This window comes from Desulfosporosinus meridiei DSM 13257 (genome assembly GCF_000231385.2).
In the GTDB taxonomy this organism is placed as follows: domain Bacteria; phylum Bacillota; class Desulfitobacteriia; order Desulfitobacteriales; family Desulfitobacteriaceae; genus Desulfosporosinus; species Desulfosporosinus meridiei.
Window position 1 is genome coordinate 2,471,244 of record NC_018515.1, and the last position, 13,443, is coordinate 2,484,686.

Genomic DNA, 13,443 nt, shown 5'->3' on the forward strand with positions numbered 1-13,443 from the left:
CTGCAGCATATTTAGCCTCAGAAAAGCTTGAATAAAGGCCCTTTATTATATAAACTTAAAATCACAAGAACGACAGGGTATTCAGTCCAAAGGAATTAAAAGATTGAGGGATCTAAGCAGATTCAGGCCGAGCATAATGCAGCCTTTACACCCATTGACTTAAGGGACCTTACACAAACCAATGAGCTATAAATCCTCTTCCGAACATCAAGTGATATGATTGAGGTGAAGGTATGGAGACTAGGTTCAAGGATATTATAAATCAATATCCGTTTTTTGGTGACATTTTAGAAACCCTTGACGAAGCTGTATACTTTTGTGATGTTAATGGCCGATTGCTTTATATCAATAAAGTGGCCGAGAGACTGGATGGGTATACCAATGAAGAACTCTATGGCCGCACTGTAGGAGAGGCCTATAGCTTAGACGGGAGAACCAGCCCGATGTTGTTGGCTTTGACTACGGAAAAACCTGTGGTAGATAAAGCTTTTCGCTATATTGTTAATGGTCGGGAAGTTTATCAGATTTGTAATGCCCGTCCTGTTTTTTTTGAAGGGGAAAAAGTGGGGGCTTATACAATCCAAAAAGATGTGACTCAGTTAATGGAGGTTATAGAACAAAATATCATTCTTCAAAAAAAAATATATTTGCCCAATGAGGATGATCTCGAGGGATCTCGCCAAGATATGGGCGGACTTAATCGTCTCATCGGAGAGCATCCTCTTTTCAAGGAATGCAAAGATATGGCAATAAGATCGGCAAGAAGCGACTCCCCAGTTCTTCTCACCGGAGAAACGGGTAGCGGCAAAGAACTCTTCGCGCGCTGTATCCATCAAAACAGTAAACGGAAAGATGGTCCATTTCTGGCGATAAATTGTGCAGCTATTCCGGAAACCTTGCTGGAAAGCATTCTTTTTGGAACTTCTAAGGGTATTTATACCGGGGCAGTGGAACGGAAAGGACTTTTCGAAGAGGCTGAAGGAGGAACATTGTTTTTAGACGAAATCAATTCCATGCCTCTATTTTCTCAGTCAAAGCTGCTTCGGGCTTTGGAGGAAAAAGAAATTCAACATCTTGGGAGCAAACAGCGAATCAAGATCAATGCCCGTATTATCAGCAGCAGTAACGTTTTCCCAGAGGATGCAATCCGTAAAAAGCAGATTAGGGAAGACCTTTTTTATCGCTTGGCCGTAGTGAATATTATGATCCCTAACTTGGCCAGCCGCAAAAGTGATATTCTTTTACTAACTAATCATTATATTAAGTTGTATAATGAGAGCTTCCAAAAACATATTTTGGGCCTTGATGAGGAAGTTTTACGTTTCTTTATGAATTTTATTTGGCCCGGTAATGTCCGCCAGTTAAAGCATTGCTTAGAAGCAGCAATGAACTTAGTTACCGATGAAGATCTTAAAATCAAAATAAAGCATTTACCCGCTTATTTACTTTCCGGAAATAATGTTACCACTGGTGGTTACATCCAAAAAATGTCGATTGAAAATAATAAACATCTTAAATATCCTTCGCAGGAAAAGAACGGCGTATTTTCAACAATTTATCAGAAAGAAAAAGAAGAGATTATAGAAGCCCTAATAGAGAATAAAGGGAATGTTTCCAAAACCGCCAAACAATTAGGGATGCATCGTCAGTCTCTTATGTATAGGATTAAAAAATATAATATAACATAGCTAGCAATTTACATTGCATTATAAACAAGCCTGCCTCTCTTGGCAGGCTTGTTTATTTTTAAAAACACCAAACAATCTTAAACAATAATGTTAAATTATAAACAATTTTAGTCAAATGTATAAGCTTAAGTTCGCAATTATGGCATAATTCATAATATTTTACTGGCATGAATATTGCGTATATCAAATTGCAGTTGCCATTAAAAGTTAAGGAGGAATGCAGTCATGCAAAGGTATCAGATTTTATCACAAAATGAAATCGAACAAATTCATGAAACAAGCTTACGGATCATGGAGGAGGTGGGGGTGATTTTCAGTTATGCCCCGGCCCGGGAAATCCTGTCCAAAGGAGGGGCCAAGGTTGATGGGCAAAGAGTTTATTTTCCCAAAGATATGGTGGAAAGAGAAATAAAAAAAGCTCCTTCTTCTTTTACTCTTTACGCCAGGAATCCCGCAAAGAATGTTTTAATTAACACTCAGAGAACAGCATTTGTTGGTCCTTATGGTTCACCCTTTATCATGGATATGGACAACGGCCGCCGTTTCGCAGAGTTGAATGATTTTATTAACCTCTGCAAGCTCGAACACAAAATGGATAACATTGACATAATGAGCCACATTCCCTGTGAACCACAAGACGTGGATGCAAATGTTCGCAGTCTGGAGATGGTTTACCAGACACTGAAACACAGTGACAAACCATTGATGGCTACCGTATTAGGTTATGAGATGACAAAAAGGAACATAGAAATGGCTGCAATCGTTTTTGGCGGCCTAGAGGTAATCAAGGAAAAACCCGTTGCAGTGGGCATTCCCTGTACCTTAACCCCTCTTAGTTATGATGACAAAATGGCAGGGGCTATTATTGCCTATGCAGAATATCGACAGCCGCAGTTAGTGAACTCACTCTGTATTGCCGGTGCAACGACCCCCGTCACTATCGCAGGTACTGTAGCCCTTCAAAATGCCGAAGTACTTGCCGGTATAGTTCTTGCCCAGTTGGTCAGTGAAGGAACTCCTATTATCTATTCCGCCTCCTCTTCCAATGCAGAAATGCGTAACGGTTCTCTCGCTATCGGTACTCCGGAAGATGCAATATTTTCCCTTATCAATGGTCAGTTAGCCAAATTCTATAACCTTCCTTGCCGGATCAGCGGTGCTCTTTCCGACAGTAAATGTGCAGATGCTCAGGCGGCATATGAATCTATGCTTACCTTGAGTATGGCCCAAATGGCTGGTGGCAATTTCATTCTTCACAGTGCCGGTATCATCGACACCTATAACACTGTTTCACTGGAAAAAATGATGATTGATGATGAAATTATTGGTATGATTCGCCGTATTGGTCAGGGTGTTGTCGTCAATGAAGAGACCCTAGCCTTTGACGTCACCAAGGAAGTCGGTCCTCAGGGCCAATTCCTCACCCATGTCCATACCTTTACCCATTTCCGCAAAGAATTCTACCAGCCAATCCTGAGCGATCGCAATAATCCCACCCAGTGGGAAGCGGAAGGTGCTCTTACTGCAGAAAAGAGAGCTAATGCCCGGTGGAAGAAACTGCTTAATGAGTACGTAGAACCTGTTTTGGACAAAGATGTGGATGCCGCGTTAAGAAAATATATAGACAAATAGATCTGACAGAGGTGTAGAAATATGAATGACAAAAGCAATAATCAAGCCGAAATCGACCATATGTTGTTTTGGCCTCCATTGCTGGCGATTGTACTGCTTTGTGCTTTAATCGTTTTAAATCCTGAAGCAGGTAATAATGCCGTCAACAGTGTCTTTGCAGTGGTAACCGGTAAGCTTGGCTGGACATACGAGATATTTGTCCTGGCTAACATTGGGCTGATTCTTTACTTTATTTTCGGCAAATATGCCAAAAAGAGATTTGGGGATGAAAAGCCGGAATTCAGCACCTTAACCTGGCTGGGAATGCTCTTCACAGCTGGTACCACCGGCACTATATTTTTTTGGGCCACCATTGAATTTTATTACTTTCTCTCCGGGCCACCCTTTGGACTTGAGCCCTTTTCCCCCGAGGCCTGGGATTGGTCCATGGCTTACAGTCTCTTTAACTGGGGAATAGGGGGGTATGGACTTTATGTAGCAATTGGAGTTGTGTTTGGCTATTTCTTCTTTGTTCAGAAGAAAGAGGTTTTTCGCCCCAGTACGGCCTGTGAAACTTTCTTAGGTAAACATGCGAGTGGAGCTGCCGGCAAGGTAATTGACATCTTCTATATGATTGGAGTTATAGCAGGGGTTAGTACCTCAATTGGCTTAGGAACTCCGATTATTAGTGAACTAATTACCAAGATATCCGGCATTCAGCATACCCTGGGGTTGGATGCAGCCATCATCGTAATCTGGACGATCATTTTCACGATTTCCGTATATTCAGGCCTAGAAAAAGGTATTGCCTTTCTCAGTAATGTCCGAGTTTATTTGGGATATGGTTTGTTGATTTTTATTATACTTGTTGGGCCAACAACATTCATGTTAAACAATTTTTTTGATGCCTTAGGCATTTCCCTGAATAATTTTATGCGGATGAGTTTGTATACAGATGCCCACCTGCAGACCGGATTCCCCCAAGGTTGGACCATTTTCTTCTATGCCTGGTTTATGTCCTTTGCCCTCAGTACAGGTATCTATCTGGCACGCATATCCAAAGGACGTACTGTGCGCGAATTTGCCTTGGGAGCTACATTTTCCGGAGTACTAAGCGCTTATCTCTATTTTGCCGTGCTAGGCAACTACAGTATTCAGATCTTTAATGACCAGGTTATAGACGTAACAAAAATCTTTAACGATTTTGGGGCCCAAAGGGCTGTTGTTGAAATCTGGAATACGCTGCCATTAAGTATGATTGTCCTGCCAATTTTCGTGATTTTGATTTTTATCTCTACGGCTAATGTTATAAATAGCGTGGCCTATACTTTAGCAATGGTTTCGTCAAAAGAACTGAAGTATGGAGAAGAGCCAGGTAAATTGAGCAGGATAGTCTGGGCAGTCATTCTTGGCTGTCTAAGCCTAACCCTAATGTTTTTAGGTGGTCTTAAACCACTGCAGACATCTGCTACAGCCGGATCGTTTCCTACAATGATCATTATGGGTTTAATATTCTATGGATTTCTGAAGGGACCCAAACAGTGGGATTAAGGATTGTGTCCTGGGATAAAAATCCGAGGGAATGATCAAAAAAAATCGATGATTTGAAGAATAAAAGGCATTTAAATTCAAGAGAAATGGGAGGAAATAATAATGAGCGATTTCACTAAATTAGCAGAGGCCGTCTTTCGAGGAGACTTTGGCAGTGCCGGGCAAATCACCAAGGAATTTATCGATAATGGGACGGATCCCTTAGCAATCATCAACCAAGGATTAATCGCAGGTATGGACATCGTAGCACCTAAGTTTAAAGCAGGAGAGATGTTTGTGCCGGAAGTAATGATGGCTGCCAGAGCCATGGCTGTGGGCATGGAATTACTGAAGCCTTTGATTAATGATGTGGATATTCCTTCTAAAGGAACCGTCATCATTGGAACTGTAGCCGGGGATCTTCATGACATCGGTAAAAACTTAGTAGCCATGATCTTAGAAAGCGGCGGCTTCAAGGTAATAGATTTAGGTGTCGATGTCTCGGCAGATAAATTTGTTGAGGCAGCAAAGGAATATAATCCCCAAGTCATTGGAATGTCTGCTCTTTTAACGACAACTATGATTGCCATGAAGGATACTATCGATGCCCTTACGGAAGCAGGTTTACGTGAGAACATAAAAGTTATTGTGGGTGGAGCTCCTTTATCCCAAGATTTTGCCAACCAAATTGGTGCAGACGGTTATGCCTCGGATGCTATGTCCGCCAAGGAACTATGCGAGAAACTCGCGGTTTAGCTGAATGAATACGGTTCAGGCAGCAATATAACTGCCTGATCCCTTTTTAAATTTGGAGCAATTAATGAAAAAATATTAGAAAGCGGGCTAAGAGATGTTAATTATAGGAGAACTTATCAATACGAGTAGAAAAGCGATTAAAGAAGCAGTAAAAATGAAAGATGCCAATTATATTCAACAAGTGGCCAGAGAACAGTTGGAAGCTGGAGCTAATTATATTGACGTCAACTGTGGAACAATGGTTAATAATGAAGTTGAGATCATGGAATGGCTGGTTGATACTGTACAGGAAGCAGTTGAGGCTCCCCTCAGTATTGACAGCCCTGATCCGAAAGTCATTGAGGCCGGTTTAAGACTTGTTAAATATGGCCAGCCCATGATTAACTCCATTTCTGATGAGAAGGAACGTTTTGAGAGTATTTTGCCATTAGCAGTTAAATACAATCCTAAAATTGTCGCCTTATGCATGGATGATACCGGAATGCCGGAAACCGGCGAGGATCGCCTGCGAGTGGCCAAGAGTCTTTATCAAAAACTTACTGAAGCCGGTGTTCCTGACGAAAATATTTACTTTGACCCGCTGGTTAAACCGATTAGTGCCGTGGAAAAAGCCGGTATCGAAGTATTAGAGTCGATAAAATTTATTAAACTATCATACCCTAAGGTGCATTTTACTTGTGGTCTCAGCAACGTTTCCTATGGACTTCCCAACCGTAAGATATTAAACAGATTATTCGTCGTACAGACCATGACCATGGGTATGGATGGTTATATTCTTAATCCAACCGATAAAGAGATGATGGGAGCAATTTATGCTTCTCAGGCCTTATTGGGCCTAGATTCCTATTGTATGAATTATTTAAAAGCTCATCGTAAAGGCCTCTACGAAGCTTGATAAGTAGATCTTAAGCAAGCAATGAGAAGTGGTCTGGAGATATTGATACTTTGTTGTAAAACGAGCAGACAAATGCAAAGTGAAATTGCAAAAGATGCAATTTCATTTTGCATTTGTCTGCTGGAGGTACAAGTCTGGCGTACTGCAGCTCAACCCAAACAATTGTTTCAAATTATTTAAGTTAAGATATAAAAATAAATAATTGGAGGCATATATGAAAAGTGTAAGCAAAGTAGATAAACCGATTCTGTGGAGTTCACTGATAATTTCAGCCGCATTTGTCGTTGCTACACTGGTGACTCCTTCTGGTGTTTCAAAAATTTTTAATACAGTTTTCTCTTTTTTTACCAAGAACCTTGGGTGGGTCTACATGTTAACAGCGGCTATGTTTGTTGTTTTTTGTATTGGTTTGGCAGTAAGCAAATATGGCAATATCAAGCTCAGTAAAGACGATGAAGAACCTGAATACAGCCGCGGAAGTTGGTTTGCCATGCTATTTGCAGCGGGCATGGGAGTCGGCCTGGTGTTCTGGGGCGCAGCCGAGCCGATTATGCATTTTGACACTTCCCCTTTCGCGGACAGCAAGACTCCCGAGGCTGCCACCATTGCTATGCGTACGGTACTTTTCCACTGGGGACTGCATCCTTGGGCTTTGTATGCCGTGGTTGCCCTTGCCCTGGCTTACTTTCAATTCCGTAAAGGTCTGCCTGGCCTGATCAGCTCCACGCTCTACCCTCTAATTGGAGAAAAAGGCATCAGAGGCCCTATCGGTAAAATCATTGATGCCATTGCCGTTATTGTAACTCTATTTGGAGTTGCAACTTCCCTCGGGCTGGGTGCCCAACAGCTTACCACAGGAATGAGTTTTCAATTCGGTATTCCTAACACCACCACTGTAGCGCTTGTGTTAATCGCAATCATCACTGGTTTGTTTACCATCTCAGCTGTTACCGGAATTGATAAGGGTATTAAATTCCTCAGCAATACCAATATGGTTATTGCCTTCCTGCTGATGTTTTTCCTCTTATTCATTGGCCCAACAAGATACATCCTGAATGTTTTCACCGAATCGATAGGTAGTTATCTGCAAAACATTGTTTCTTTGAGCTTCTTTGTGGATACTCAGGGCATAGTTGCCAAACATACTGGATATGACTGGATCGGCTCTTGGACAGTTTTTTACTGGGCCTGGTGGATCACTTGGGCTCCTTTTGTAGGAAGCTTTATTGCCCGGATTTCTAAAGGTAGAACTATTCGTGAATTCATGGTAGGTATACTTATTGCTCCCACTTTGTTAAGTGCAATGTGGTTTAGCATCATAGGCGGCAGCGCTCTCTACATCGAACTGTATGGCAGTGGAGGAATTGGTGCCGCCGTTGCTAAGGATGTCCCCAGTGGTATTTTCGTAATGTTGAGTCATTTCCCCTTAGGTGGCCTGATGGCAGTACTTACGATGATATTACTGTCTATATTCTTCATCACTTCTGCTGACTCCGCCACATTCGTAATCGGTATGTTTACTTCTGGTGGAGAGCTTAACCCGGATAACCGGTTAAAAATCGTTTGGGGTGTTGTGGAAGGAGCTTTAGCCGCTATGCTCCTCATCGCCGGTGGACTTTCCGCAGTTCAAACGGTCTCGTTTGTATTTAGTTTTCCTTTCATGGTAATTATGATCCTAATGGTTGTGAGCTTGCTTAAAGCTTTAGGCAAAAGTAATCATAATCAGGCAAATTACGATCTAAAGGCAAGCAACGAAGGCAAAGCAGCTAATCTTTAGTTTGCCGCAGTACTTGGCTGTTTGTCCTTTTCAGCTCGATGTCGGGATTTCATGAGGAAAGTGCAGCGAGGTAGTTTTAATGCTGCCTTCAGAACCTACCATGATGCAGTAAGCTTTTCTCAGATTGTTTCACACTTGTGTGAAGAACCCTGTCAAATTGTCTGTCCGAGACGAGAAAAGGATGGAGCGATATCAACCAGTAACGCTTCGGCGAGAGAGTGGCACAGCGGGAAAGTCCGTTGTGCCCTCTATTCTTGCAAAACCTTTTTTGTTGACGACGAAACAAAATTGTGATACGTTATTGTTACACCGTCAACAAAAAGGAGAGACCACATGAATCAAGCTCTGAGAATCTTAGACATTTTTATGAAAATACAGGAGAACTCGGACTTACTCCAACATAAACAAGAGGGACTGTTGGCTGAACTCAGCTTTGCGGAAGTCCACTGTATTGACTGGATTGGTATGATTGACCATCCAAATGTCACAAAAATTTCCGAAAAGATGGGCCTGACGCGGGGAGGCATCAGCAGAATCAGCAAAAGGTTAATGGGGAAGGGCTTAATAGAGAGCTACCAGGAGCCGGACAATAACAAAGAAATTTATTTTCAACTAACTGAGCAAGGAAAGACTGTCTATGACCAGCATAAAAAAATTCACAACAAAGCACGTCAAGAGTGGTTAGCCTTTTTAGAACACTACAGCGACGATGAACAGGCTACATTATTACGGTTCTTTACAGAAATTAGCGTTCTATTTGACTGTGAATCGGCTGATCAGATGGATGAAAATTAATGCTGTTTCATGAGAGAAAATGGCGCTACGAGAATAACGGGCCAATACAAGGGTCAATCAAGCCCACTGCACCCAATGCGGAGTATGTCTGAATGTTTGTAAAATGGATATTGAACCCTATAAAACACCGAACCACATAGAATGCATCCGTTGCGGCAAGTGCAAAAAGAATTGCCCGACCAAAGCCATAACATCAGTATTTTTGAACCCCAGTGCTGATAGCCGGAAGGCTAAAATCAAAACCACAGCGAGAGTCATTGAATCCGAGAAGTAAGCCATTGGAAAAGAGAGCGATCCTGGATTAAAGAAAGAGAAAGAAGGGGCAAGATGCTAAAGAATATACTGTCTCGTCTCACTAGGAATGCAGAAGAGAAGCCGAAAATAAATCCAGTCACTGCTCTCTATCAGTATCAGATTAACGCTGAGGAATGCCGGAGCTGCGACCGATGTAGAAAAGTCTGCAAGGTCGGGGCGATCAGCGGAGAACGTGGCCAAGCAGCCTATGTAATTGATGAAGAAAAGTGCATAAAATGCGGAACCTGTGCGAAGTGGTGCAAGTATAAGGCAATACAAAGGTTGGATTCTGTTTAATCTTCTAATAGTTAATCCAAAACGTAAGAAGCAAACGCCAATAACGGTGTTTGCTTCTTACGTTTTGCATCCCGATATAGTAGTTTTGAGTATTAGGGGCACCTGTAAAATTAAGCAGGTGCTTTTACTCTTTAGATATTTTCAGGACTTATAGTTTCAGTTAAATATATAATTAATCACAATGGTCTTTTCATTGGAATCGGTTATGTTAAAGGGTTTGAGGAGATAAATAGCGAATTTCTATTTAGACTGCAAGAAGGTTTAAACCGTGCGAAGACAGTGTCTTCGTATAAAGCATTCTCACTGTCATCTCAAAGGAGTTTTATGTAAATGTCAAGACAATACAGACGAAAAATGAATTTTAAACTCGCTGCTAATCAACCTATAGATATATCCCAAAAAATGGAGTCCTATCATCAAAGCAATGAATTATACCGGGTATTAGTCGATCAAGCCGGTGTGGGCATTTTTGTAACTGATTGGGAATACCGCCTGATAAACATAAATTCCTGCCTCTGTTCAATGTTTGGCTATGCGAAGGAGGAACTTAAAGAGAAAAATCTCCTTGAGTTAATTGTTACGGATAGCCTGAATAATGGGTATGATCTGGTTTCTATTATTAAGGAAGGCAAGAAAATCATTGAAGAACTGTGGTGCCGGCGAAAAGATAACTCTGTTTTCTTGTGTGAATTAACGATTAATATACTTTCTGAAGGCAGACTGCAAGGGATTGCCCGGAATATTACCAAGTACAGGCAGACCGAACTGGCTTTAAAGGAAAGTGTGGCCCGCTACCAGGCAGTGGTGGAAGATCAGATCGAACTGATCAGGCGTTTTCGACCGGACGGCACGCTGACCTTTCTCAATAGTGCCTTCTGCAAATACTATGGTAAGGACATGGCTGAATTGCTGGGCCATAATTTCATGGAATTATTTCCGGCGGAGGATCGGGAAACTGTAAAACGGCAAATATTTTCCCTTAACAAAGATAACCCGGTGGCTATCGCTGAGCGCCGCTTTATCAGATCTAATGGGGAAGTTGTTTGGCAGCAGTGGACCAATAGAGCTGTCTTTAACGAGAGCGGGCAAATAGTTGAGTATCAATCCGTGGGCAGGGATATTACCAACCAAAAACAAGTAGAAGAGCAGCTCAAACAAAGTGAAGCCAGGTACAGGGCAATTGTGGAGGATCAGGTTGAACTGATCAGGCGGTTTAATACTGATGGAACCCTTACGTTTGTCAATGGGTCCTTTGGCAAATTTATTGGGCAGCCGGTGGAAGAAATTATTGGGCAAAATTTTACTACGTTTATTCGCGCCGATGACCGGGAGGAAATCAGGAGAAAAGTTTACGCTTTGACCCCGGAAAACCCTGTTGTAGTTACGGAACCGAGATTTGTTGACAATCAAGGAAAAGTTCATTGGACCCAGTGGGTGAACAGGGCTATCCTCAATGAGCATGGTGAAATCGTGGAATACCAGTCTGTGGGTCGAGATATCACTGCCCAAAAAAAAGCGGAATTAAAGATTGCCGAAGCCAGAGAAGCAACTGAAAGGGCTTCCAGGGTTGCCACCCTAGCCGTTATCGGCGGAGGAATTGCTCACGAAATTAACCAGCCATTAAATGCCATTAAAGTTTTGGCTGAAACAATCCTCTATCTCTATAACTCTAGGAAAGAGGTGCCTAGAGAAGAGATCATAAAAAGTGTCACGAATATTTCCCGGCAGGTTGACCGCATAGATTCCATAGTAAACCACTTGCGTTCCTTCCTTAAATACCGCCAGAGTTTTGATTATGTACCCTGTGATATCAACGAAGTGGTGGAACATTCCTTGCCCCTGGTCAATAACCAGATTTTATCAAGGCGTATTAAAGTCATCAAAAAATTAGAGGCTGTTTCACCTGTCTGCGGCTGCTTTGTTCGTTTTGAGGAAGTTGTGTTAAACTTACTAATGAATGCAGTACAGGCCTTAGAACCCTATAAACAGGAACATAAAGAAATCGTGATCAGTACCTGGGTAGCAGACCATAAAATCCACTTAACTGTTAGGGATAATGGACCAGGGATTGACCCAGAGATTGCTCAAAAAATATTTGAACCGTTTTTTAGTACCAAGGATGCCAGCAGTTCAATGGGCCTGGGAATGTCCATTGTTCATTCGATTGTTATGTCAAGTAATGGAACGATTGCAGTTGCTAATAACCCCGGTGGCGGAGCGTGTATTCATATTACCTTTCCTAGTTGTTAAGCATCATGGAGGCGATAAGCTGTGAAAATTTTACTGGTAGATGATGAGCGGGAGAGCAGGTCATTTTTAGCCAACTACTTAGCTCTCCAGGGTCATACTATCATCGAGTGTGATTCCGGCGAAGAAGCTTTGGAAGTTTACAAAGAGAACCGCTTTCAGATGGTATTATCAGACATAAAAATGTCCGGTATGTCAGGAATCGAACTGATTGAGGCTATCAAGTCCTTAGACACAGAACCCAAAGCAGACCTGGTACTTTATACAGGTTTTGTTGACGTATCTCTGGCCATTTCCGCTTTAAGGGCAGGAGCTTACGATTATTTAACCAAGCCCATTAACTTTGAGGAATTAACGTCGATTCTGGACCGTGTTGAGGAACACCAGAATCTCCTGTATGAAAATAAAGTGCTTACTGAGCACTTTGATGAGAAGTTAAAAGTGGCCACCAGGGACGCTGAACAACAATTAACCCAACTAAAGCAACTGGTTGCTAAACAGGCCGGGATTGAAAATATTGGGGTTTTTTCTGATGTCATGAAAAACCTGGTCAAGCATGCCCAGCAATATCATACTGATCGAACGGTACCTGTCTTGATTCAAGGGGAAACGGGGGTGGGGAAAGAGGTTATCGCCCGAATCATCCACTATGGAAATATGGAAACCCCGGGTCCCTTTGTGGATATAAACTGTGCTGCTATTTCCCCGACCCTATTTGAAAGTGAGTTATTCGGTTACGAGGGCGGTTCGTTTACCGGAGGGGTGAACAAAGGGCAAAAAGGTAAATTTGACATTGCCGCCGGCGGCACCCTGTTTTTGGATGAAATAGTCGAATTGCCTTTGGAACTGCAAGCTAAACTACTTCGTGTATTAGAAGAAAAAAGTTTCTATCGTGTTGGTGGCTTGAAGAAGATTAAAACGGATGTACGGATTATTTGTACCGCAAACTTGGACTTTGAAAAGCAAATTGAGGAAGGTATGTTCCGTATAGATTTATACTATAGGCTCAAAGTAGGGCGGATCTTAATTCCTCCCTTGCGTGAAAGAGCAGATGACATTCTGCCACTCACCCTCATGTTTTTAACAGACTTTTCCAAACGCCGGGGAAAACATTTTAGCAGGATCAGCGAACCGGCTGCCAAGTTTCTCTTGTCCTATCCATGGCCGGGCAATGTGCGGGAACTTCGCAACGCCATGGAATGGGTTTCCTTTATGTTTGATGATGAAGAGTTAACCTTAGAACACCTAAGTAATCTTACGCCCAAGAGTACAGAGGAGAAGAAGGGGACCAAATCTTTAGCGCCTGACCCTATTAACCTTGACGAGCACATCGATGATCTGATTGAGGAAGCACTGAAAATCTACAATGGCAACAAAACAAAAGCAGCCCATCATTTAGGAATTTCAGTGCGAGCCCTTTACTACCGCCTTGAAAGAATGAAGAAAAACGCTGCCAGTAAGAAGTAAAGCACCCTTTAGTTCTGATGGAAGAGTGTCAGTGGGGCAATCAAGTTATCGTACTATCAACTTATACAAACGTTCTTGAATTAGAA

11 protein-coding genes are annotated in these 13,443 nt (G+C 42.2%); all 11 read left to right on the plus strand.

What is annotated here, in order from left to right:
- Positions 1-233 precede the first annotated feature (233 nt).
- The 11 genes from DESMER_RS11350 to DESMER_RS11395 all read left to right on the plus strand — a co-directional run bounded on the left by DESMER_RS11350 (position 234) and on the right by DESMER_RS11395 (position 13,357).
- On the plus strand, positions 234-1,688 hold the full coding sequence (locus tag DESMER_RS11350; protein WP_014903192.1) for a sigma-54 interaction domain-containing protein: 1,455 nt from the start codon (positions 234-236) through the stop codon (positions 1,686-1,688).
- A 225-nt stretch (positions 1,689-1,913) separates the two neighbouring features.
- Entirely contained in the window at positions 1,914-3,320 is a 1,407-nt protein-coding gene (locus DESMER_RS11355) for a trimethylamine methyltransferase family protein (RefSeq protein WP_014903193.1), read from the plus strand.
- Between the two features lie 21 nt (positions 3,321-3,341).
- A complete protein-coding gene (gene caiT / locus DESMER_RS11360) occupies positions 3,342-4,850 on the plus strand; it encodes an L-carnitine/gamma-butyrobetaine antiporter (RefSeq protein ID WP_014903194.1) in 1,509 nt (502 codons plus the stop codon).
- A gap of 102 nt (positions 4,851-4,952) precedes the next feature.
- Positions 4,953-5,585 (plus strand): cobalamin B12-binding domain-containing protein, encoded by a 633-nt coding sequence (locus DESMER_RS11365; RefSeq protein WP_014903195.1) that lies wholly within the window; start codon positions 4,953-4,955, stop codon positions 5,583-5,585.
- A gap of 94 nt (positions 5,586-5,679) precedes the next feature.
- Positions 5,680-6,480: a methyltetrahydrofolate cobalamin methyltransferase gene (locus tag DESMER_RS11370; protein ID WP_014903196.1), complete on the plus strand. Its 801-nt coding sequence runs from the start codon at positions 5,680-5,682 to the stop codon at positions 6,478-6,480.
- Positions 6,481-6,694: 214 nt separating this feature from the next.
- Positions 6,695-8,257 (plus strand): glycine betaine uptake BCCT transporter, encoded by a 1,563-nt coding sequence (locus DESMER_RS11375; protein WP_014903197.1) that lies wholly within the window; start codon positions 6,695-6,697, stop codon positions 8,255-8,257.
- Between the two features lie 333 nt (positions 8,258-8,590).
- Positions 8,591-9,052 (plus strand): MarR family transcriptional regulator, encoded by a 462-nt coding sequence (locus tag DESMER_RS11380; RefSeq protein ID WP_014903198.1) that lies wholly within the window; start codon positions 8,591-8,593, stop codon positions 9,050-9,052.
- Positions 9,053-9,155: 103 nt separating this feature from the next.
- Complete coding sequence (locus DESMER_RS23030; RefSeq protein WP_083856478.1) at positions 9,156-9,326, plus strand: 4Fe-4S binding protein; 171 nt, start codon at positions 9,156-9,158, stop codon at positions 9,324-9,326.
- A 53-nt stretch (positions 9,327-9,379) separates the two neighbouring features.
- Complete coding sequence (locus DESMER_RS11385) at positions 9,380-9,643, plus strand: DUF362 domain-containing protein (protein WP_042333701.1); 264 nt, start codon at positions 9,380-9,382, stop codon at positions 9,641-9,643.
- Positions 9,644-9,973: 330 nt separating this feature from the next.
- Positions 9,974-11,893 carry a PAS domain-containing sensor histidine kinase gene (locus tag DESMER_RS11390; protein WP_014903199.1) on the plus strand — a complete coding sequence of 640 codons (1,920 nt, stop codon included), beginning with the start codon at positions 9,974-9,976 and terminating at the stop codon, positions 11,891-11,893.
- A gap of 21 nt (positions 11,894-11,914) precedes the next feature.
- On the plus strand, positions 11,915-13,357 hold the full coding sequence (locus DESMER_RS11395; protein ID WP_014903200.1) for a sigma-54-dependent transcriptional regulator: 1,443 nt from the start codon (positions 11,915-11,917) through the stop codon (positions 13,355-13,357).
- Positions 13,358-13,443 lie beyond the last annotated feature (86 nt).